This is a genomic window from Nonlabens sp. (assembly GCF_018401815.1).
Taxonomy (GTDB): Bacteria; Bacteroidota; Bacteroidia; order Flavobacteriales; family Flavobacteriaceae; genus Nonlabens.
On sequence record NZ_JAGYKG010000001.1, the window covers coordinates 735,929 to 758,189 of the forward strand.

Sequence of the window (22,261 nt, forward strand, 5' to 3'; positions counted from 1 at the left end):
CTAGAGTTATCAATACAGCCTATTCAGGGAATAGGGGCAATTACCATCTTCTAACTTCTAGGTAATATAACAGTAAATGAGGTTCCTTCTCCATAAAAAGTTTTCATTTGAATAGTGCCCCCGAAATTTTCAACAATTTGTTTCACCATGGCTAGACCTAATCCCATACCGCTATTTTTTGTAGTAAACTTGGGCTCAAATATTTTCTTTTCAACTCCTTCAAGTATTCCTGTTCCTTTATCTGATACGGTTAAATAGATCTTTTTATCATCATGCCTAACAGAAACTACAATTTTATTTTCTCGATCTGGATGACTGGCCTGAATAGCATTTTTAACTAGGTTGGTCACCACTCGTATCAACTGGGTCCTATCAAATACTGCCATCAAAGAGTCAGCATCTTCTGTATAATAAATATTGGACTCATTAAAAATATCTAATGCCAATTGGGTCACCATACACACATCTGTTTCCTCATTTTTTTGAGCGGGCATGGTTGCATAGGTAGAGAAAGCACTTGCTATGTTGCTCATCACATCTATTTGCTCTATTAAAGAGTTTGAGTATTCATCGAGTTTTTCTTTAAAATTGGCATCGGCTGGATCAAACCTTCTTTGAAAACTTTGTACGGTAAGGCGCATAGGCGTCAATGGGTTTTTGATCTCGTGCGCCACTTGTTTTGCCATTTCTCTCCATGCTTGTTCTCTTTCACTGGTGGCTAGTTTTATAGCGCTTTCTTCTAACTCGTCTACCATTTTATTATAGGACTCTACCAGGGTATTGATTTCTTCTGTTCCTTTATGATCTATTTCTAGTTTGCGATTGCGTTTGGAAATATCAATATGTTTCAAGTTATCAGAAATACTTCTGATAGATCTAGTGATATACCTTGCTAAAAAATAACCGAGCACTATAGAAATAAAAAACATCAAGGCATAGACTAAGCCTAGCCTTTTTAAAAATTCCTCGAGCTCATAGTTCATAAAGTCATCATTCTCAATATAAGGAAGGTGAAGAATAGCAATATTTTTAAATTGATTATCTGTTAAATAGGAATAACTAGAACGATAACTTTGAGCGTTAATTTCAAATTTTTGTACAAAGCGACCGTCTTCAGAATCTCTTAATTGTTCCAAAATACGTCTAGAGATCTGACTTTTGAGGCTATCATTTCTAAACTGGGCCTTTGAGCTTTTTCTCAATCGCCCTTGAAGATCATATATATAAATAGGCATTTGATGGATAGCGCTTAATCCGTAAATTTCTTCCTTGAAAATATTTTTAAGATTGTCTGTAGTGACCTCAAAGTCTGTTTTTTCAATGACGTAGGATATATTTTCTTTGATGGCTTGTTCTTTGCGTAACAGTCTTTTTTCATGATAGTCTTTGGCTTGTTCTTGGAACTGATAAATCGACATTCCAGCAATAAGAACACTAGCAATAATGGTGAGCACCATCATCGAGAAAAAGATGCGATTTCTAAGGCTATTTGTATACAATCTCATTGAGGTAAAAATAACAATAATTGAGCCATTTGTAACTTCAAGTGGAGTAGAAAGGATCCTTCGCTTAATAATAAAGCACTTACAAAATCACAACCTATTATCAAGCTCCAGACTCCTAAGAGTCTAAATGCAGCCACTGCTTGCATCATGATCATGTTTGATAGAAGCGTAAAAGGAACCAGCACCTACCTAAGTAGCAACGCGGTATGACCTATGTCATTTGTCAGATTATTTTTAATAAATCCTGATTATTAGACCTTTATAGACGTAAAAGTTGTTTACTTTTATGTTTTACTAATTACCATTTATTATAATGAAACAAGGAACTGTAAAATTTTTTAATGAGTCTAAAGGGTTTGGATTCATCACTGAAAAAAAAACAAATCGAGAATGCTTCGTTCATGTTACTGGACTTATTGATGAGATTAAGGAAGGTGATCTCGTAGAATACGAAGAAACAGAAGGTAAAAAAGGGGTGAACGCTATAAATGTAAGAGTAGTTCAATAACTTAAATTTTAAATTTGTAAGTCATCAAATCCCATTTCATAGTATTGAAATGGGATTTTAAATTCCAATGGGAGTTGTAAAATAAAAGCATTCATAGAGGCAAATGTATACGTTATATTTAATAGTTACTTTGAAATAGAACGCATAAAAAAACCGTTTAAGGTAGCTTAAACGGTTTTACTACATTAATAAGTACCCTTTATTTGATCCCTAACGCTGCTTTTACGTCTTGAGTAAGGTCATAGCCGTCAGCCATGATGATACCTGTTCCAGTGGTTGAATCTAATACGTAATCAAAACCTTTTGCCCGGGCTACTTTAAAAATAGCTTCTCTTACCTGCTTGTAAAGAGGCTTTAATAGATCAGTTCTTTTCTGACCCATAGCTTTTTGTGAGTTTTGATAATACTCTTCTAACTTCTTCTGACCTTCTGCCAGCTCTGCAAGAATCCTTTCATTCTCTTCTTGAGTTCTTTGTGGGGCTGCTTCCTGAGCGGTCTGGTATCTCGTCTTCAATTCTTTATCCATTGCGGTCAACTTAGTCTCATAAGTTTTGGCTAGATTTCTCAATTGCTTGTCAGCAGCGATAGCACTGGGCATTGACTCTACTAATTCTTGAGAAGCTACATGACATAATTTTGTAGGTTGTGCATCTTGTGCCTGACCTGATTGAATCCCCGCAAAGAGGAATACAATTACTGCTATTAAGGTTTTTACGTGTTTCATTTTTTTATTAATTGTTATCAATTTCTTTAAAGTGGTGTTTAATCGGCTGCAAATATAAGCAGTTCCTATATTATTCACCGTTAGGTATGCTATTCTTATTATTTTGTGCTTTTCTAGCTTCTGCTTTTCTCTTTTCTATTGCTGCAGCTCTAACTGCAAGAATACTGTCTCTTTTTCGCTGGCGTTCTTCAAGCATATTATCTCTGCGCTCTTTGTATTCTGCTGCTTTTGCGGCTCTTACAGAGTCCCGTATTATTTTTTGTTCATTGCGCGCAGCATCACGTTCAGAAATGACTTGTTGCATCTTCTCTTTCTTTTCTTCTATAGCCTGCACTTTTTCTTCCTTCTGCTCCGCCTCTTCTACAGATAAGTACGGCTCTTCTTTATCCTCTTCTTTCTTATCCAACTCTCTTTTCTTACCCGCTCTTCCTATTGCTCTCAATATTTGATCACTTATATCATGGCGCTCTGCGCTATAAAGCATTGCTACTTCTGAGCTATCTACGATGTAATCATATTTTCTTTGATCACCTATTTTTTGAATTTCATTGAACACCTGATCCTGCACGGGCTGCATTAATTGCTGTTTTTGCAACAAAAAGTCCCCTTGCGCTCCAAATCTTTTTTGTTGGTACTCTGCAAGTTCTTGTTCCTTTACGGCAATGTCTTCTTCTTTTTCTTCAATAAGTTCTTTAGTAAGCAATACTTTCTCATTTTGAAGAGCGGCTTTCATTTGAGAGATGTCGTTTGCTCTCTTATCCATCTCTTGTTTCCACTTCTGCATTTTTTGTTCCAGCTGCTTGGATGCTTCTTGATACTCAGGCACACTTTCTAAAATGTACTCCATATCTATATAGCCTACTCGAATTCCTCTTTGCGCTTTCGCGAAAGCGAAACTAAAAGAGACTAGTATACCGATAATTAAAATCTTATTTTTCATAAGCTTAGTATTTAGAGAAATAATCATGCCATACTTAAAATTGTTGACCAATTATAAAGTGAACGTTCCAACCACTAGGATCGTCGGTCGCTGCATTAGGAACACTGTCAAATCCATAACCAAAATCTACTCCTAGAAGACCGAATGCAGGCATAAATATACGTAATCCTACTCCAGCAGACCTCTGTACATCAAATGGATTATAACTTCTAAAGCGGTCATAGGATCCCGCCGCCTCTGCAAAACTAAGTATGTAAATAGAAGCAGCTTGCTCTAAAGAGATCGGGTAACGCAACTCCATAGAAAATTTATTGTAAACGGTATCACCATCGGCACTATTAGTAAGGGCGCTGTTATCATAACCACGCATTCTAATGATATCGCGACCATCTAATGAAAATGCCCCCAGTCCATCACCCCCAACAAAAAACCTTTCAAACGGTACCAATCCTCGATCATTATTATAGGCTCCTAAAAAACCAAACTCTGTCTTGGTTTGCAAAATTAATTTTTCATAAAGTTGGGTGTACCAAGTACCTTCAAATTTAATTTTATAATACTCTAAAAACTTAAATTTTTCTTGATCTATCTTGCCTCGGTCTGCAATACCATTAGTTTGAAATTCTGGATCATCCTCTAGGCCATCATAGTCTACTCCATTCCAAAGAGAATAAGGAAGTGTCATTTTTGCAGTAAGTGAAAAGGAAGACCCATAAGTAGGGAAAATTGGATTAACACCTACATTATTTCTACTCAATCCTATTGTATAAGCCAGGTTATTAGAAAACCCATTAGGGAAATTAAATAAATTGGTTTGGTAGTTTTTCAAATTGTAATGTTGAAAAGATATGGCCTGAGAGAATTGAAAATATTGATCTGGCCATTCCAGTCTTTTTGCAAGACCCACTGTACCTCCAGTAATTAAAAAACGTTGATTTCTGTCTACTTCTCTAAAATTTTGTTGGTTCACACGATACTGCTCACTATGCGAAAAGGAAACATTAAAGGAAACTGGCTTTTTACCTCCTAACCATGGCTCTGTAAAGTTAAGACTGTAGGTTCTAAAAATAATACTGGCTTGTGCTCTTACAGCAAGCGTCTGACCATCTCCCATTGGCACTGGCTGATAAGCTTTACCATTAAACAAATTTCTCAAGGAAAAATTGTTGAATCTCAAACCTAAAGTACCTACAAATCCTCCTCCTCCATAACCACCTTGCAACTCTATTTGGCTGGCACCCGCCTCTACCAATTCATAGTCTACATCTACAGTGCCATCTTCTTGATTCACATTGGTCAACTGTGGATTGATTTTCTGTGCATCAAAGAACCCCAACTGACCTACTTCCCTTATGGAATTAATAATCTTTTGACGGGAGTATTTTTCTCCTGGAGAGGTCCTGATGGCTCTGTAAATAACATGATCGTTAGTCCTTGTATTGCCACTGACACTAATATTATTGAAGTAGGCTTCCTTACCTTCTACAATCCTAATTTCAAAATCAATCGTATCATTTTGAACACGTGTCTCTACAGCGTTTACACTAGAAAAAAGATACCCGCTATTTTGGTATAAGTTAGTTAAATCCTCAGAATCTGGATCTTCAGGATTGCTAATTCGTTTATCAAAAGCAACACCATTATAAACGTCTCCTTTTTCGATTTTAAGCAGTCGCTTCAATTGTTCATCTGTATAGACCGTATTTCCAATAAACTTAATATCCCCGAAATAATACTTGTTTCCTTCCTCTACCCCTATAGTAATGGCGATAGTTTTCTCGTTCTTTTTAAATAAAGTATCAGAAATAACACGAGCATCTCGGTAACCATTTTCTTTGTATTTATCAACAACAGAAAGTAAATCTTCTTGAAAATCTTCTTCTACATATTTGGATCTTTTAAAGACCCTTAATAAAAACTTCTTTTTAGTATTGGACATTGCACCTCGTAACTCCTTGTCTTGAAGCTGCTCATTTCCATCAAATGTGATGCTAGAAATTTTTACTTTGTTTCCTCTGTCAATATCGATTTTCATATTCACGATATTACTACCTGCGGTGTCTACTACTGTTCTTGTTTTTACCTTAGCATCGGCATAAAGGAATCCTTTTTTACGGTACTTGTCTTCTATAAAAGATCTCGTGGTAGTTACCAAGTTTTCCGTTGCCTTTCTACCTTTTGTAAGTTTTAATTCATTTTTAAGATCTTTGACCTGTCCTTTGCGCAAGCCTTCTATGGTAACATTATTAAGGTTAGGCACCTCGATAATATTAATTTCTAGATTGATGGTGTCAATAATGTCATCATTAGGATCACCAATAATATCTGTAGCAAAGATTCTAATGTCGCTGAACAATTTCAGGTCCCACATTTTTTTCACCACTTGACTTAAACGTTCTCCAGGAACATATAGCTCTTCCCCTTTACGCAATCCTGTAAAAGCAATTACGGTATTCTCATTATAGGTCTGGCTTCCAGCGACCGTAATTTCACCTATTTTATATTTTGTGGCATCACCAATGGCAAGGTCACCTCCCTTTTCTTGAGCGTATGTTGCCGTACTTAAAATTAAGCAGGTTACCAATAATAGCGAGTTTGCTAACTTTTTAATCATTCTATAATTGTTCACTTGTTTTACCAAACCTTCTTTCTCTATCTTGATAATTATGTATCGCTTCTACCAAATGTTCTTTTCTGAAATCTGGCCAAAGCACTTCTGTAAAATATAATTCTGCATAAGCAATTTGCCATAAAAGAAAATTACTAATTCTTTGTTCTCCACTGGTGCGTATCAATAAATCTACATCGGGCATGTAGCTCGTATATAAATGTTGATTGATGACCTCTGTATCGATTTGTTCTATTTCTAATGTCCCCTCCTTTACTTGATTAGCTACATTTTTAATGACGGTTATCAACTCTTCTCTTGAACCGTAACTCAAGGCTAGAGTTAAATTCATCCTATTATTATGTTTAGTCGCTTCTATGACTTCTGCTAATTCTCTTTGTGCTGTTTTGGGTAAAAGCTCTAATACTCCTACTGCCTTAAGAGAGATGTTGTTTTTTTGTAAAGTAGGTAGTTCTTTTTTAAGACTAGAAACCAACAACCTCATCAAGGTATCTATTTCTAACTTGGGCCTTTTCCAGTTTTCTGTGCTAAAAGCATATAAAGTCAAGTGTTCTACACCTAACTCGGCACAGGTCTCTACAGTCTGACGTACCGCCTTAGCTCCTTTTTCATGACCGCGTACTCTCATCAATCCCTGCTTCTTAGCCCACCTACCGTTACCATCCATGATAACTGCAATATGCTTGGGGATTCTGGTAGGATTGAGTAGTTCTTGTGCCATGCTTAAAAGTTACAATAACAAGGCTTACGACCGAAAGCATAAGTAAGTGTCACCCCACTGAATACGTACCAATCATTATTATTGATATTACCAAATCTTAAATTATCAAAATCTTTACTTCTCACTGGGTTACTTCCATCTAAATTATCTGTAAAAGTATATCTAGCACCTACCTCTGCGGCTAGTATTAATTTAGGGGTAATATTTGTCTTTACTCCAAAAATTATAGGGATCGCAATATCTGTAGTTTCACCGTACGCTTCCAACTCATTTGTGTTATTTAGTGCAAACAAGTCATAATGAAATGCAGTAAGTCCTGTATATAAATAAGGAACGATCTGTGGCCTTCCAGAATACAACTCCCATTCCCAAAAGGTGTACTCTAGTCCTATACTAGCCTCTATCATGGAATAATTGTATTTTAACCCTCTTAAGTCTCTAGAGATATCGTCGCTATCATTATCGTCCCCTACCATATTTGCAGAAATCACACTAGCTCTAAAACTGTGTCTAGAACTTCGATTCCACTTAAAAATACCCCCTACAGCGATATCTGTAAACTGAATGTATTGTGTACTTCCTACATCACCTATTACATTTGAGGTGCCTACAAAAACACCCGCTTCATAGGTTTGTGCTTTCGCGAAAGCGAAACTAAAAAAAACAAAAAAAGTAACTAGTAACCGCATGGAATTTTTAAAACGTGCAAATATAACAATTCTCTTTACCCAGCATGATGTTTGTGTGCTCGATTGTCGTATTAGAAAACAAGGAATGCTTGATTTTATTGTTTAATTGCGTTTATCTTCTCCCCAAAGTAGTTTTTCTCTTAGGGTCTTGATAAAACTCTGACCTTTCAACTCGATCAAATCCATGGTGAAATCTGCTTTTTTAAGTGTAAGGACCGTCTCATTAGGAAACGAAGCGATGCGATTGTCTAAGGAAGTAAGAAACTCCTCCTCTCTACCGCTAACTTTTATCACAATCTCTGTATGATCTGGAATCACTAAAGGCCTCGCATTAAGGTTATGCGGTGCAATCGGGGTGATAACAAAAGCATTAGTGTCTGGTGATATAACTGGACCGCCACAACTGAGGCTATACCCTGTAGAACCTGTAGGAGTAGAAATAATTAATCCGTCTGCCCAGTAAACAGTTAATAATTCATTGTTGAGTTTGGTCTCAATCTGCATCATGCTGGTCGTATTCATACGACTAACAGTGACTTCATTCAGGGCAAAATTGTGTGGCGCTGAATGATTTTCTTCATGAGCTGACACCAACGTAATCAATGTGCGTTTGCTCAAGCTATAAGATCCATTACACAACGCTTCTACTGCCTCAGCAAGCTGATATTTATGCAATGTCGCTAGAAAACCCAGCCTGCCCGTATTGATCCCTATTACTGGAATGCCCACATTACCTATGTAGGCAACTGCTCTTAATATAGTCCCGTCTCCACCTATACTTATCAATATATCATAGGACTTATCCAATTGATCAAAGGACTCTTGTTTTAAAGCAATATCATTTTGCTTTAAAAGATGGTGAAAATTAGACTCGATGAGTACTTCAGCATTTTTAAGCTCTAAAAGAGCAATCAATTCCTGACATGTATTGATCGTATCCTCGTGTAAATACCGACCGTATATAGCAACTTTTTTCATTTACATGTTCAAATATTTATTCAAATAATCGGATCTTTCTTTTAAAGTATCTAGGTAGGAGTCTTCTTCTGCTGCACTAACAATCTCATAATTGTACCTTCTGAAAGTTTGAAGAACAGCATTTAATTTTTGCGAGCTCAGTTTTAAAGTAATTTCAGATAAATGATCTTTATAAGCACTCACAAAACACCCATAGATCTTGGAATCATTAGACTCGACTATTTGTGCCACCTCGCTAAAACTATAATCCGTAGATCCTTTTTGTAGAACTACAACAGCTCCTGACTCAAACATAAAAGGAGCATCGTTAAAGAATTCCATAATATCTTTAAGTTCGTAATACCCTAGGTACTCCTTATTCTCTCCCAACACGGGCATGATGTTCGATTGATTTTGAGCAAATGCTACCAAAATATCCAACCAGTGAGTGTCTTCTTTGACATGAAATACCGTGAAGGTGTATTTAACAACTTCTAGTGTTTGATCTGGCTCAAAGCAATGAGCATCATTCTCAGAAAGACATCCTATATAATACCCATTTTCTAAAATAGGAACATGAGAATAGGTGAGTTGAGTAAATATTTCTTGTGCTTTACACATCTGAGATTTGATGTCTAAAGGATCAACATCGTTAATGATATATTGATGGATATTCATTGAAATGAAGTTTATTGCAAATTAATCAATTCTTGACTTATGCGTCTGACCTAATCCTTTGTATTTTTGAAAAAAAAATTGAGTATGGCGATTTTAAGTGTAAATGTCAATAAAATAGCAACCTTACGTAATTCTAGAGGTGGTGATGTGCCTAATTTAATAAAAGTAGCTATTGATCTAGAACGTTTTGGTGCACAAGGAATCACTATTCACCCCAGGCCAGATGAGCGTCATATCAGATATCAAGACGCTCGAGATCTTAAAAAGGTGGTGCAAACAGAACTGAATATAGAAGGCAACCCCATTGAAAGTTTTATCAAGTTAGTGGACGAGGTTCAACCTGCACAAGTAACTCTAGTTCCCGACGGACCCGACGCACTTACTTCTAACGCAGGATGGGACACGATTAAACACCAAGATTTTCTTACAAAAATGGTAAACCATTTTAAAGACCAAGGAATACGCACCAGTATCTTTGTGGATCCTGTCATCGAAATGATAGAGGGAGCGGCACGCACTGGAGTAGACCGAATTGAACTCTACACCGAAGATTTTGCTAGAATGTATCCTAAGGACAAGGACAAAGCAATTGCTCCCTACCTAAAAGCCGTAACTAGAGCTACTGAACTAGGGCTAGGAATTAACGCTGGTCATGACTTATCTCTAGAAAACATTAAATTCTTTAAAGAACAAATTCCAGATTTAATAGAAGTCTCTATAGGTCATGCCTTGATATCAGAAAGTATTTACCTAGGCCTAGAAAATGTGGTCAACATGTACAAAGCAAAACTCGCATAATGCTACACTCTATAATTTTAGGAAAAGGACAGCCTTTTCTAATCCTACATGGATTTTTAGGAATGGCAGATAACTGGAAGACTCTTGGCGCTAAATGGAGTGAAAATGGGTATGAAGTTCACCTTATAGACCAGCGCAATCATGGAAGAAGCCCGCACAGTGAAAGCTTTAGTTACAAAATCATGGCTCAAGATATTAAAGAGTATTGTGACGCTCATCAACTTAAAAACATCATACTTTTAGGACACAGCATGGGTGGTAAAGTAGCGATGAAATTTGCGACCCTTTATGAATCTTATCTTGATAAACTCATCATTGCAGATATCGCCCCTAAAGAATACCCTCCACATCATAGTGACATCATCAACGGCTTGAGAAGTATCAACTTTGATACCGTCAAATCTCGCAATGATGCCGATAAAATATTAGGGAAGGTGATTCCTGATTTTGGTACACGCCAGTTTTTACTTAAAAGTCTCTATAGAGTGGATAAAAATAGATATGGGTGGCGTTTTAATTTAAAAGTTCTAGGCGCAGCGCAAGATCAAGTAGGCACTCATGAACCTATTGTTACTAGCTTACATACGCCTACTCTATTTATAAGAGGCGGGAATTCTGGATATATATTAGACAGTGATATGATGCTTATAGAGCACGCTTTCGCGAAAGCGGAATTAAAAACAATAGAAGGCGCAGGGCATTGGCTTCATGCCGAGAAACCTGAAGAATTTTACTCCTGCGTTGAAGATTTCCTAGCCTAAAGTTTATTATGCTTGCACAATAATAAACGAAAACGCTTGCGTAATATTAAATTAATATTAAATTTGAAAATTACAAATTTAACTTACCTTACAAACCTCTGATTATGAACAAAATAAAAGTTTTTGTTGTTCTTTGTTTGATTTCTACTTTTGCGTATGCAGGAGGGTATCGTGTTAGCACACAAAGTAACAAGCAATTAGCAATGGGACATACCGGTGTTGCCGTTGTGAACAGTGCTGACGTGCTATTTTTCAACCCAGCTGGAATTGTCCATTTGGAAAATAAATTGAATATAAGTGCTGGTGGATTCGGCGTTTTTTCTGATGTGAAATTTCAAAATGAAGATTTTGGAACTTTTTCTGAAACAGATAGTCCAACAGGAACTCCGGTTTATCTTTACGCAACCTACAAAGTAACAGAAGACTTTGCAGTAGGTTTAGGGGTATACACTCCTTATGGTAGTAATGTTACGTGGCCTACAGATTGGTCTGGTTCACATTTAGTGAACGAGATTGAATTAAGTGCTATTTTCATACAACCTACTTTATCTTATCAATTATTTGATAGTGTAAGTATAGGTGGTGGACCTATCCTAGCAATAGGTGGCGTTAACTTTAATAGAAATGCCAGCAGAACCCTTACTGATGAAGAAGGAGATCGTTCTAATATAGAAATTGACGATACAGGAATTACAGCATGGGGTTGGTCGGCAGGACTTATGTTTACGCCAGACGATAGATTTACATTAGGTATTAACTACCGCTCTCTAATTGATGTGGAAAGCACAGAAGGAACAGCAACATTTTCTGATTTCCCGACAAGTACATTGACTCCAGCAAATGGAGAAACAGGTTTTACAGCTACTTTACCATTACCTGCTGAACTTACCGTAGGGGTATCCTATAAATGGGACAAACTCTTACTTGCTTTTGATTACAACAGAGCCATGTGGAGTGAGTACAATAGCTTAGACCTAGAGTTTGGTAACGGGGCAACCTCTATTAACCCAAGAAATTACAAGGATTCATCTACCTGGAGATTAGGGGCTCAATATACGGCAACTGAAAAACTTACCGTAAGAGCTGGATACTACTTTGATGAATCCCCGGTGCAATCTGGTTATTTTGCTCCAGAAACACCAAGAAACGACTCTAATGGTTACACTTTTGGTCTTTCATACCAAGTATCTCCTAAATTATCTATTGATGGATCCATACTTTACCTTAAATTTAAAGAGATTACAGAATCATATGACTTCTTTTCTGATACAGGGTCTCCTGTACCAGCTCCATTTGAAGGAACGTACAAGTCATCGGCATTCATAGCTGGTCTAGGTATAACTTATAGCATGTAAAAAAATACAAAAATGAAAAAATTAAATATAAAATTAATCCCCCTTTTTATTGCAAGTATAGCAATATTAAGTTGTGAGGAAGACTTTGACAACGATATCCAAGACGGTGGTGTTTACACTGCTGGAGAAGCTGACTTCTCTAAATACGTAACTGTTGGTAACTCGCTTACTGCTGGATATGCTGATGGATCTCTATACCTCAACGGTCAATTAAATTCCTACCCAAATATTATTGCTGGACAAATGCAATTTGCTGGTGGCGGAGAATTTAATCAACCTTTAGTAAATGATAACACTGGTGGTATGCTTGCCAATGGCGTGCAGATTTTACCAAATCGGCTTGTGCTTGCCTCTGATGGAATGGGCGCTCCAGCTGGACCAGCTCGCTATACCGGTGCTGCTCCAACTACAGACATAATCAATAAGGTAACTGGGCCATTGAACAACTTCGGTGTTCCTGGTGCAAGAGTATTTCACCTTGCTGCTCCAGGATACGGATCTTTATCAGGTGTAAATACGGGTACGGCAAACCCATATTACGCACGTTTTTCTAGCTCCGAAACTTCTACGGTAATAGGAGACGCTACTGCTGCAAATGCCACATTCTTTACCTTATGGATAGGGAATAACGACATTCTTGGTTATGCTACTAGTGGTGGTGCAGGAGTTGATAATAATGAATTAAATATAGTAGATCCTGCCATGCAAGGCGAAAATAGCATTACTAATAACTTGGTTTTTGGAGGAGTGTATCAACAACTAGTTGCTGGCCTGATGGCAAACGGTGCCAAAGGTGCATTGGTAAATATTCCAGACGTTACTTCTATTCCATATTTTACAACAGTACCTCCTAACCCTATTCCTTTGGATGGACCTACAGCGGCTTTTGTGAATTCAAATTACGCCCAATACAACGGTGGGTTACAACTTGCTGCGGCAAATGGTTTGATAACAGCAACCGAGGCAGCTCAAAGAACAATTAATTTTAGTGCGGGTCAAAATTTTGTGGTGATGGTAGATAACGACTTAACTGACATTTCTGGGTCTCCTATCCCTCTGCCTAACTGGAGACAAACTACCTCAAACGATCTTATCGTTTTTACAGCTGCAGGAGTTTTAGGAACACTTGCTGATCCTTCAAACCCAGCATCTGTTATAGGGGTAGGCGTTCCTTTGACTAATCAACAAGTACTTACAACTACAGAACAAGCTAGGGTCACTAATGCACAACAATCCTATAATGCCACCATTGAAGCTCTTGCTGCTGCTAATGGGTTGGCTTATGTAGATGCTCGTGCTTCCCTTTCACAAGTGGCTACTACAGGAGTTCCTTTTAATGGAGGGTTGTTAACTTCTACTTACGCTACTGGTGGTGGCTTCTCTCTTGATGGAGTGCACCCTACGGCTAGAGGCTATGCTTTTACTGCTAATGTGATCATTGATGCTATCAATGCGCAATACGGCGCTACCCTTCCTAAAGTAGATATAGGAGCTTATTCCACCATTCAATTAAGTGATACCGTTCAATAAATAAAATAAAACTTATTTAAGAATCTGCTGAGGACTCGTTCTTCAGCAGATTTTTTATTTTTACAGAAACCTCTTAGTTATGAAGTTCATTATAAAATTACTGCTCACGGCTGCTTTGGTAATGGGCCTTTCTGAAATATTACCAGGTATAGCAACCACAGATTATGCAAGTGCCATTATGGTAGCACTTTCCTTGTCTATTCTTAATTTTATAGTAAAACCAGTATTAGTACTTCTTACGTTACCTATAACCATGGTCACCTTAGGCCTTTTTTTATTAATGATTAATGTGATTATCATATTTCTTGCTGACTTGCTAGTCACAGGTTTTGAAGTAACCAGTATTTTCTGGGCACTTATTTTTTCGTTATTACTTGCTTTTGCTAGGTCGGTTTTATTTAAAGTGTTAGATAAGGAGGAGGAAAAATAAACCCTTGGAGCAAAACGCCTGCTTTACCATACAAGCCAAATAATAACTAGATAGATCAACTAAAGGCTTCTATCGAATTGCTATTTCTAAAAAGTCCTTTGGAGATTTTCAAGCGAGTGGTTAGTTAAAACAGATGTATTGAAAAGAAGATACCCTTAAGGATTTATTAGGTAATAAAAAGTCCAGCCAATCTTTAAACCCTAATTCAAGAAATAAAATCCCGTAACTTTAGCTTAGACTTGAAAACCAATTACTCTAAATGCCTTAGACTGTTTGTCAAAGTAACTGGATAAGTAAACCCAATAAATAAACGTTTTGATAACTAGTAAATAAAGCCTAATTTTGCAGCCCAATTTTAACAGCATATAAAAGTCTTTCAATGAACATTAAACGTACTGACATTGACGCGCTTAACGCGACACTTACACTAGATATCACCAAAGCAGATTATCAGGGCCAAGTAGATAAGATCTTAACAGACTATCGGAAGACAGCAACTATTCCAGGTTTTAGAAAAGGACATGTTCCTGTGAGCCTGATTAATAAAAAATACCGTATACCCGTGCTAGTCGAGGAAATCAATAAAATGATCCAATCGCAACTTAATGAATACATTACAAAGGAAAAATTAAACCTATTAGGGAACCCACTGCCTAAAGCTCAAGAAGACATCAACTGGGAAGAAGATGACTTCACATTTGAGTTTGAATTGGGCTTTGCTCCAGAATTTGACGTAGATGTAAAAGGCAAAAAAGCAATTACACAATACGAAATCAAAACAGACGATAAAACAATCAACAGTCAGATCGATCGCGTACGTGAAAACTATGGTAAGTTAATTGCAAAGAAAGAAGTTGCCGAAGGAAATGAAATCACTGGAGTTTTCAAAAATGAAGACCAAGGTATCCAAGCAGGCGCTACTTTCTCTACTTCAAAAATTAAAGGAAAAAGCAATCTCAAGAAGTTTATAGGAGCTAAAGTTGGAGACACTTTAGAACTGAAAACAAAAGGCCTTTTTGCCGATGATCAGGATTTGGTGACGTATTTTAAAATAGAAGAAGAAAAAGCAAAAGGACTTGACACTGCCGTAACTTTTGAAATCACCGAAATAAATGAGCGTGAGAAAGCAGCGTTGAACCAAGAGTTCTATAACAAGCTTTTTGGACCTAGTGTTATCAAAAGTGAAGAGGAATTAAGAGAAAAACTACGTGAAGATGCCGCAAAGCAATTTGGTCAGCAAACCGATCAAAAGCTATTAACTGATATCACAGAAGCGCTTATTGCCAATACCAAATTTGATTTACCGGCAGACTTCTTGACCAGATGGATTGCTAGTAATGGTGAGAATGAATTCACCCCAGAAGAAGCTGCAGAAGAGTACAAACGTTCTGAAAAAGGATTGAGGTACCAGTTAATTGAATCTGCTATTGTGAAGAACAATGAAGAGTTACAACTTAAGCTGGAAGACCTACAAGAGTATTCTCGTAGCATGATACGCACACAAATGGCACAATACGGTCATATGGATGCCACTGATGAAGAGGTAGATCAAGTAGTTGCCCGAATCATGAGTAATCAAGACGAAGTAAAACGCATGAGTGAGCAACTTCAAAATGAAAAAATATTGAAGTTTTTTAAAGAAAACGCGAAGCTTAAAAAGAAAGAATTGACTTACGAAGAATTCATTAAAGAGGCCTACAAAGTTTAATATAGTCCTGTCAATAATTCATATATTTAGGCGTCGACTATTTTATCACTTAGTTAACGCCTTTTTTATTCAATACACAGTAATATTACCACATGGATATATCTAAAGAATTTGAGAAATTTGCCGTAAAAGATCAAGGAGTAAATCCTATGTATTACGATAAAATAATGGGTGCGATGTACCCAACTAACCTGACTCCTAACATCATTGAAGAGCGCCAAATGAATGTGGTTGCGATGGACGTGTTTTCACGTTTAATGATGGACCGTATTATTTTTATGGGTCAAGGAGTAAACGATCAAGTAGCAAACATTATACAAGCACAACTGCTTTTTTTAGAAAGTGCAGATGCTAACAAAGACATACAGATCTACATCAACTCGCCAGGCGGTAGCGTTTACGCAGGACTTGGAATTTATGACACCATGCAGTTTATAAAACCAGACGTAGCTACTATTTGCACCGGTATGGCGGCGAGTATGGGGGCTGTTTTATTATGTGCTGGTGCTGCAGGAAAACGTAGCGCTTTGCCGCACAGTCGTGTGATGATTCACCAAGTGTCTAGTGGTGCACAAGGTCAAGCAAGTGATATTGAAATTACCGCTCGAGAAGTAGTGAAGTTAAGAGAAGAATTGTACAACATTATTGCACAACACTCTGGACAAACCTACGATAAAGTATATTCAGACTCTGATCGTGATTACTGGATGAAATCAGATGAGGCTAAGGAATACGGGATGATCGATGAGGTTTTAAGAAGAAGTTAATTCCTTTCACAAAAGCCTAAATCCCTTAAAAATAATTTGAGATCAACGCTATTTATGGTAGTTCCGCTTTCGCGAAAGCGGTAAAAAATAAATTGCCTGATCCTAGACCATGACGGCCGTTCTAATTTTAAAACAGATGCCTACTTTTTAAAAGACAACGTGCCCCGTGTCAAAAACAATATTTATGAGTAAAGAACAACTAGAATGTAGTTTTTGTGGACGCAATAAAGCAGAGACCAACTTGCTTATCGCAGGATTAGATGCACATATTTGTGACCGCTGCATCGAGCAGGCTCATGGAATAGTTTTAGAAGACACTTCAGTAGAACAAACAGGTGTTTCTAATGCAGAGTTAGAACTCAAAAAACCAAAAGCCATAAAAGCTTTTCTTGACGAATACATTATAGGTCAGGATTTTACGAAAAAAGTGATGTCAGTAGCCGTTTATAACCACTATAAAAGACTGTTACAAAAAAATACGGATGACGACGTAGAGATACAGAAATCCAATATCATGATGGTAGGGCAAACTGGGACTGGTAAAACGCTTATTGCAAAGACCATTGCTAGAATGCTTAATGTCCCCCTTGCTATTGTAGACGCCACAGTGTTGACCGAAGCGGGCTATGTAGGAGAAGATGTAGAAAGTATTTTAACCAGATTATTACAAGCTGCCGATTATAACCTAGAAAAAGCACAGACTGGGATTGTCTTTATAGATGAAATTGATAAAATTGCTCGTAAGAGCGATAACCCATCCATCACCAGAGATGTCTCTGGTGAAGGAGTACAACAAGGTTTATTAAAATTATTAGAAGGAACGGTTGTCAACGTACCACCTAAAGGTGGACGAAAACATCCAGACCAGAAGTTTATTGAAGTCAACACAGAAAACATCTTGTTTATCGCAGGTGGCGCTTTTGACGGTATCGAAAAAGTCATACAAAAACGTATGAACATGCAGGCCGTAGGTTTTAGTGCAAGTATGTCTAATGATGGAGTGATTGAAAAAGACAACTTATTACAATACATCATCCCTAAAGACATCAAAGATTTTGGTATGATTCCAGAAATTATAGGGCGTCTTCCTGTATTGACTCATATGAATCCATTGGACGCTAAGACGTTAAGAGCTATTCTTACAGAACCTAAAAACGCCATCATCAAGCAATACAAAAAGCTTTTTGAAATGGACCACATCGACTTTAGCATAACCGATGAGGCACTCACCTTTATAGTAGAACGAGCTATTGAATACAAACTTGGAGCACGTGGTTTGAGATCTTTATGTGAAGCCATTCTAACCGACGCTATGTTTGATATGCCCGGAAGCGATGAGAATAAACTAGAGGTCAGTAAAATTTATGCTGAGTCAAAACTCAACAAAAACACTATTCAAAAATTAAAAGCAGTGAGTTAAATTTCCCCTATAATCCAATACAACTATCCTTTGTCCTTTATAATGTAAAGGATAGTTTTTTTAGTAGGCAATCATCTTAAATTGCACAGGTTAAATAAACTAGTGAAAAAACATCTCATACATATTCTAATCCTCCTTCTGTTAGCCATCACTTTAGTGCAATGTGCTAAAAGAGGTCAACCCACTGGTGGTCCTGTAGATGAAACACCACCCGTAATTTTACGTGCTTATCCTGATAACTATACCCGAAATTTTAAGAATCAGATTATTGAAATTCAGTTTGACGAATTTGTTAAACTCAAAGATTTACAAAAACAACTGGTGATCTCACCTCCTTTGAAGACGCGACCAATAATTACTCCTCAAGGAAGTCCTGCAAAAAAAATAACCATACAAATAACCGACACTTTAAAAGACAACACCACCTATGTTCTTAATTTTGGGCAAAGTATTGTAGACCATAACGAAGAGAATCCTTATCCATTTTACAAATACGTCTTCAGTACTGGTAAAGTGATCGATTCCTTAACCCTAAAAGGTAAAATATCAGACGCACTTCAATTTGAGGCTGACGAATTTGTCAACGTACTGCTTTACGAATTCAATGAAACGTACACCGATAGCATTATTTATAAAGAATCGCCTCGATATGTGCTCAATACTTTAGATAGCCTGACGACGTTCACCATGGAAAATCTCAAAGAAGGGACTTATAAAATGGTCGCTCTAAAAGAAGAAAATAGCGACTTGCGTTTTGACCCTTTAAGAGATAAAATGGGTTTTGTGTCTGAAACAATCAAGGTTCCTAGTGACAACGTTTATGAACTTAAAATGTACCGACAAGAACTTGACCCTAGCATTAAAAAAATCACTCAAGAAGCGCAGTCCAAACTCTATGTAGGGTACACAGGTAATGTGAAAAACCTGAAAATCAACTCAATAGAAAAAAACCTGATTACACAAAGCCGACTCACCCAACTAGATAAAGCAGACACTTTACAATATTGGTATCTACCTGTATTGCAACAAGATTCCTTGATGCTTTCTAGCATTTTAAACGAAGAGGTGCAGGAATTTAAGGTGCGTTTAAAAGAGCTTAAAAAAGATAGTTTAACACTGAGAAAGGAAAACGATTTCTCTTTAAGAAATCCTGCTAGCTTTAGCGCTTCCACTCCAATTGAAGAGCTTGATAGCGGATTTATAAAGCTTATTGATAAAGACAGTATACCACTTTCATTTACTACGAGACTGGACCGTCTTAAAAACCGAAGTTACATCGATTTTGAAAGAAAGGAAGAACAGCGATACCATCTTCGCCTTTTTCCAGGTGCAGTAACAGATTTCTACGGAGAGAAAAACTCGGACACCTTAAGTTACAATTTTAACACATTAAAATCTACACAATTAGGCAACTTTAGTATCACCCTTAAAGGCGGCAGTTCTTTTCCTGTTATCATCCAGGTGACTAAAAAAGACCTTAGCGTAGAAGCTGAAGTGGTGGCAAGTGAAAATGGAACTTATGATATCTTTTATCTCAACCCTGGAGAGTATTATATAAGAGTCATTTACGATACCAACGCTAACGGAAAATACGACCCTGGTAATTTTTTAAAAGGCCTACAACCTGAAGAGGTGGTTTACAATCCTGAGTTGATCAAATTACAAGCCAACTGGGATAGAAACTATACGCTTAATTTAAAGTAAATCTATCTCGATCTTCTAGAAAACGCAATTTAGATCGGTTGTTCTCTATTTCAGATTTGTGGACTTCTACAGTTTGAATTCCTTCTATTTCCCACGGATGAGGAAGTAATTCATGACCCATCACATTATAAACTTGTGAATGCCCATTATAATCCATTCCAGTTCCGTCAGTCCCTATTCGGTTGACTCCTATAGAATAACTCATGTTTTCAATCGCTCGTGCTTTTAAAAGCGCATCCCAGGCATTTACTCTAGGCACAGGCCAGTTGGCTACATAAATAATCACGTCATAATCTTGCGTGTTTCTCGCAAAAACAGGGAAGCGCAAATCATAACAAATTTGCAAGTTAAATTTCCAACCTAGATACGCTGCAATCACTGGTTGTTCTCCACGTTGATAGACCTTGTGCTCCCCGGCTAAAGTAAACGTATGTCGCTTGTCATAAATAGTAGAAGTGCCATCAGGCCGCATAAAAATACCGCGATTTACAAAATGATCTGCCTCCCGAAACATCACACTCCCATAGATAGCAAAACCTCCTTCAATAGCGTGATCTTTTAAGTAATCAAAAATACCGGAATGACAAGCAAGTCCTTCTGGTTTCATAGAAAAACCAGTAGTAAACATTTCTGGAAGTACAACCAGATCCGTTGTTCCGTAAAGAGTTTTCAACTTTTCTGAAAAACGAACTAGGTTAGCTTTAGGTTCTTCCCAAACTAAAGCGGTTTGTATTAAGGATATTTTTAAAGTGCTTTTTTTCATAATTAAAAATTAATAAGCAGCAGGCAGGGTCATTTTAAGGTTGCTGCGCAACTTAAAATGTTAGCAGGCAGTATTCAACACAATCCTTTGCGCCTGTACTGAAAAATATCTCAAATAGTGATAGCAAACTTCTCATTGGACTGCATACTCGTATTTTATTTTTACGAAGTGAAAAATAAAATGAACCTGCCTACTGCATACTCAACTATGAGTTCATGATTTCCTCAATCTCTTCCGCTTCAATTGGAATATCTCTCATCAGATTAAATGGAGCGCCACTATTATTGATCACTAAGTCGTCCTCTAGTCTGACTCCAAAACCTTCTTCGGGTATATAAATCCCAGGCTCCACAGTAAAGACATTTCCTGCCTGCATCGGCTCCCATAGAATCCCATAATCGTGGGTATCCAAACCTATATGATGCGAAGTGCCATGCATAAAATATTTTTTATAAGCTGGCCAGTTCGGATCTTCTTGTTGAACGTCAGCTTTATCTAAAAGGCCTAATTCCAGCAACTCCCTAGTCATGATGTTGCCCACTTCTACATGATACTCCTTCCATAAGGTCCCAGGCACTAGCATTTTGGAGGCTTCGTTTTTTACTGTTAACACAGCGTTGTACACCTGTTTTTGTCTTTCTGTAAAACGTCCATTAATAGGAATGGTCCTGGACATATCACTAGAATAGTTTGCATACTGTGCCCCAGCGTCAATTAACATCAATTCACCACTTTTACACTCTTGATTGTTCTCAATATAATGAAGCACATTTGCATTAGTGCCACTAGCAATAATAGGAGTGTAAGCAAAACCGTCACTGCGTCTTCTTATAAACTCATGTAAAAACTCAGCTTCTACCTCATATTCCATTACGCCTGGCTCTATAAAATTCAGCACACGACGAAATGCCACATTAGTTATATCACAAGCTATTTGCATCAGATCAATCTCGATTTGATCTTTTACCGCTCGTAATCGTTGAAGAATTGGAGCCGACTTTGCATAATTATGTGCTGGAAACTGAGTTTTAGTTTTTTTAATGAACCTATCCTCACGAGTTTCTATCTCCACCGCTTGGCGATAATGTTCATTCGTATTGAAGTAAATGCTATCGCATTGAGTCATCATTTCAAAAAACTTCTTATCAAAATCACTCAACCAATAAATGGTCTTAATACCTGAGACTTCTCTCGCTTTTTCTTTAGTGAGTTTTTCTCCTTCCCAAACAGCAATATGCGCATTTGTCTCTGTCACAAAAAGCACTTCCCTGTGTGCTGGGTCGGGACATTCTGGAAACAACAATAGAATAGTATGTTCCTGATCTGCTCCACTTAAATAAAATAAATCTCTGTTTTGAGAGAAAGGCAACGTACTGTCGGCTCCAGTTGTGAACACATCATTAGAATTAAAAATTGCAAGACTAGAAGGCTGCATTTGAGCCATAAAACTCTTTCGGTTTTTGATAAAAAGATTCGGATTTATAGGATGGTATTTCATTAATAGGGTATGTAAATAGGTTTAAGAAGAGGTAAAAAAACACTTTCCTGCTGAAGTAAGTTCAGCGAGAGCTTCTCTTTAAAAAAATAGAATGCTTCAATAGTGCGGGTAGCAAGGTAACAATAGACCAGCAGATAGCAAAGTAAACCAGAACAGATTAATATAAAAGAGAACAG

20 protein-coding genes are annotated in these 22,261 nt (G+C 37.3%); 10 read left to right on the forward strand and 10 right to left on the reverse strand.

Going from position 1 to position 22,261, the window contains the following annotated elements:
- Window positions 1–50: 50 nt before the first annotated feature.
- Window positions 51–1,505, reverse strand: coding sequence for an ATP-binding protein (locus KG732_RS03270; RefSeq protein ID WP_300980283.1), 1,455 nt, complete (start codon window positions 1,503–1,505; stop codon window positions 51–53).
- Window positions 1,506–1,818: 313 nt separating this feature from the next.
- On the opposite strand from KG732_RS03270, the gene KG732_RS03275 reads away from it, so the two are divergent.
- Window positions 1,819–2,013 carry a cold-shock protein gene (locus KG732_RS03275; RefSeq protein WP_213520947.1) on the forward strand — a complete coding sequence of 65 codons (195 nt, stop codon included), beginning with the start codon at window positions 1,819–1,821 and terminating at the stop codon, window positions 2,011–2,013.
- A 199-nt stretch (window positions 2,014–2,212) separates the two neighbouring features.
- Here the strand turns inward: KG732_RS03275 and KG732_RS03280 are convergent, their stop codons facing one another.
- The 7 genes from KG732_RS03280 to KG732_RS03310 all read right to left on the reverse strand — a co-directional run bounded on the left by KG732_RS03280 (window position 2,213) and on the right by KG732_RS03310 (window position 9,351).
- The gene (locus tag KG732_RS03280) at window positions 2,213–2,737 is read right to left on the reverse strand and encodes an OmpH family outer membrane protein (RefSeq protein WP_213520948.1); all 525 of its coding nucleotides are present in this window, start codon (window positions 2,735–2,737) and stop codon (window positions 2,213–2,215) included.
- A gap of 70 nt (window positions 2,738–2,807) precedes the next feature.
- A complete protein-coding gene (locus KG732_RS03285; protein WP_213520949.1) occupies window positions 2,808–3,677 on the reverse strand; it encodes an OmpH family outer membrane protein in 870 nt (289 codons plus the stop codon).
- Window positions 3,678–3,711: 34 nt separating this feature from the next.
- Window positions 3,712–6,291 carry an outer membrane protein assembly factor BamA gene (gene bamA / locus KG732_RS03290; RefSeq protein WP_213520950.1) on the reverse strand — a complete coding sequence of 860 codons (2,580 nt, stop codon included), beginning with the start codon at window positions 6,289–6,291 and terminating at the stop codon, window positions 3,712–3,714.
- Between the two features lies 1 nt (window position 6,292).
- Window positions 6,293–7,027, reverse strand: coding sequence for an isoprenyl transferase (locus KG732_RS03295; RefSeq protein ID WP_213520951.1), 735 nt, complete (start codon window positions 7,025–7,027; stop codon window positions 6,293–6,295).
- A gap of 2 nt (window positions 7,028–7,029) precedes the next feature.
- Entirely contained in the window at window positions 7,030–7,716 is a 687-nt protein-coding gene (locus KG732_RS03300) for a DUF6089 family protein (protein ID WP_213520952.1), read from the reverse strand.
- Window positions 7,717–7,818: 102 nt separating this feature from the next.
- Window positions 7,819–8,694 carry an NAD kinase gene (locus tag KG732_RS03305; protein WP_213520953.1) on the reverse strand — a complete coding sequence of 292 codons (876 nt, stop codon included), beginning with the start codon at window positions 8,692–8,694 and terminating at the stop codon, window positions 7,819–7,821.
- Window positions 8,695–9,351, reverse strand: coding sequence for a CBS domain-containing protein (locus KG732_RS03310; RefSeq protein ID WP_213520954.1), 657 nt, complete (start codon window positions 9,349–9,351; stop codon window positions 8,695–8,697).
- Between the two features lie 84 nt (window positions 9,352–9,435).
- Here KG732_RS03310 and KG732_RS03315 point away from each other — a divergent pair, with 84 nt between their 5' ends.
- From KG732_RS03315 to KG732_RS03355, 9 genes are all read left to right on the forward strand, one after another.
- Window positions 9,436–10,149: a pyridoxine 5'-phosphate synthase gene (locus tag KG732_RS03315; protein WP_213520955.1), complete on the forward strand. Its 714-nt coding sequence runs from the start codon at window positions 9,436–9,438 to the stop codon at window positions 10,147–10,149.
- Window positions 10,149–10,910, forward strand: a complete 762-nt coding sequence (locus KG732_RS03320) for an alpha/beta fold hydrolase (protein WP_213520956.1) — start codon at window positions 10,149–10,151, stop codon at window positions 10,908–10,910. Before KG732_RS03315 ends, KG732_RS03320 begins: the two co-directional genes overlap by 1 nt.
- 104 nt (window positions 10,911–11,014) lie before the next feature.
- On the forward strand, window positions 11,015–12,265 hold the full coding sequence (locus KG732_RS03325) for a porin (RefSeq protein ID WP_213520957.1): 1,251 nt from the start codon (window positions 11,015–11,017) through the stop codon (window positions 12,263–12,265).
- Between the two features lie 12 nt (window positions 12,266–12,277).
- On the forward strand, window positions 12,278–13,795 hold the full coding sequence (locus tag KG732_RS03330; RefSeq protein WP_213520958.1) for a G-D-S-L family lipolytic protein: 1,518 nt from the start codon (window positions 12,278–12,280) through the stop codon (window positions 13,793–13,795).
- A gap of 79 nt (window positions 13,796–13,874) precedes the next feature.
- Complete coding sequence (locus KG732_RS03335; protein WP_213520959.1) at window positions 13,875–14,225, forward strand: phage holin family protein; 351 nt, start codon at window positions 13,875–13,877, stop codon at window positions 14,223–14,225.
- Window positions 14,226–14,604: 379 nt separating this feature from the next.
- Window positions 14,605–15,933 (forward strand): trigger factor, encoded by a 1,329-nt coding sequence (gene tig / locus KG732_RS03340; RefSeq protein ID WP_213520960.1) that lies wholly within the window; start codon window positions 14,605–14,607, stop codon window positions 15,931–15,933.
- Between the two features lie 92 nt (window positions 15,934–16,025).
- Window positions 16,026–16,700, forward strand: coding sequence for a ClpP family protease (locus tag KG732_RS03345; protein WP_300980284.1), 675 nt, complete (start codon window positions 16,026–16,028; stop codon window positions 16,698–16,700).
- Window positions 16,701–16,884: 184 nt separating this feature from the next.
- The gene (gene clpX, locus KG732_RS03350; RefSeq protein WP_213520961.1) at window positions 16,885–18,120 is read left to right on the forward strand and encodes an ATP-dependent Clp protease ATP-binding subunit ClpX; all 1,236 of its coding nucleotides are present in this window, start codon (window positions 16,885–16,887) and stop codon (window positions 18,118–18,120) included.
- Window positions 18,121–18,222: 102 nt separating this feature from the next.
- The gene (locus KG732_RS03355) at window positions 18,223–19,824 is read left to right on the forward strand and encodes an Ig-like domain-containing protein (RefSeq protein WP_213520962.1); all 1,602 of its coding nucleotides are present in this window, start codon (window positions 18,223–18,225) and stop codon (window positions 19,822–19,824) included.
- On the opposite strand, the gene KG732_RS03360 is transcribed toward KG732_RS03355, so the two are convergent.
- The gene (locus KG732_RS03360; RefSeq protein ID WP_213520963.1) at window positions 19,811–20,587 is read right to left on the reverse strand and encodes a nitrilase family protein; all 777 of its coding nucleotides are present in this window, start codon (window positions 20,585–20,587) and stop codon (window positions 19,811–19,813) included. The genes KG732_RS03355 and KG732_RS03360 overlap by 14 nt on opposite strands.
- Before the next feature lie 205 nt (window positions 20,588–20,792).
- Window positions 20,793–22,085: an aminopeptidase P family protein gene (locus KG732_RS03365; RefSeq protein WP_213520964.1), complete on the reverse strand. Its 1,293-nt coding sequence runs from the start codon at window positions 22,083–22,085 to the stop codon at window positions 20,793–20,795.
- Between the last annotated feature and the right edge of the window lie 176 nt (window positions 22,086–22,261).

Coding starts and splice junctions, on each gene's coding strand:
- KG732_RS03275 (WP_213520947.1), top strand. CDS start 1,819: ATGAAACAAGGAACTGTAAAATTTTTTAATGAGTCTAAAGGGTTTGGA.
- KG732_RS03300 (WP_213520952.1), bottom strand. CDS start 7,716: ATGCGGTTACTAGTTACTTTTTTTGTTTTTTTTAGTTTCGCTTTCGCG.
- bamA (WP_213520950.1), bottom strand. CDS start 6,291: ATGATTAAAAAGTTAGCAAACTCGCTATTATTGGTAACCTGCTTAATT.
- KG732_RS03315 (WP_213520955.1), top strand. CDS start 9,436: ATGGCGATTTTAAGTGTAAATGTCAATAAAATAGCAACCTTACGTAAT.
- KG732_RS03365 (WP_213520964.1), bottom strand. CDS start 22,085: ATGAAATACCATCCTATAAATCCGAATCTTTTTATCAAAAACCGAAAG.
- KG732_RS03360 (WP_213520963.1), bottom strand. CDS start 20,587: ATGAAAAAAAGCACTTTAAAAATATCCTTAATACAAACCGCTTTAGTT.
- KG732_RS03295 (WP_213520951.1), bottom strand. CDS start 7,027: ATGGCACAAGAACTACTCAATCCTACCAGAATCCCCAAGCATATTGCA.
- KG732_RS03285 (WP_213520949.1), bottom strand. CDS start 3,677: ATGAAAAATAAGATTTTAATTATCGGTATACTAGTCTCTTTTAGTTTC.
- tig (WP_213520960.1), top strand. CDS start 14,605: ATGAACATTAAACGTACTGACATTGACGCGCTTAACGCGACACTTACA.
- KG732_RS03325 (WP_213520957.1), top strand. CDS start 11,015: ATGAACAAAATAAAAGTTTTTGTTGTTCTTTGTTTGATTTCTACTTTT.
- KG732_RS03330 (WP_213520958.1), top strand. CDS start 12,278: ATGAAAAAATTAAATATAAAATTAATCCCCCTTTTTATTGCAAGTATA.
- KG732_RS03270 (WP_300980283.1), bottom strand. CDS start 1,505: ATGAGATTGTATACAAATAGCCTTAGAAATCGCATCTTTTTCTCGATG.
- KG732_RS03320 (WP_213520956.1), top strand. CDS start 10,149: ATGCTACACTCTATAATTTTAGGAAAAGGACAGCCTTTTCTAATCCTA.
- KG732_RS03345 (WP_300980284.1), top strand. CDS start 16,026: ATGGATATATCTAAAGAATTTGAGAAATTTGCCGTAAAAGATCAAGGA.
- KG732_RS03305 (WP_213520953.1), bottom strand. CDS start 8,694: ATGAAAAAAGTTGCTATATACGGTCGGTATTTACACGAGGATACGATC.
- clpX (WP_213520961.1), top strand. CDS start 16,885: ATGAGTAAAGAACAACTAGAATGTAGTTTTTGTGGACGCAATAAAGCA.
- KG732_RS03335 (WP_213520959.1), top strand. CDS start 13,875: ATGAAGTTCATTATAAAATTACTGCTCACGGCTGCTTTGGTAATGGGC.
- KG732_RS03280 (WP_213520948.1), bottom strand. CDS start 2,737: ATGAAACACGTAAAAACCTTAATAGCAGTAATTGTATTCCTCTTTGCG.
- KG732_RS03310 (WP_213520954.1), bottom strand. CDS start 9,351: ATGAATATCCATCAATATATCATTAACGATGTTGATCCTTTAGACATC.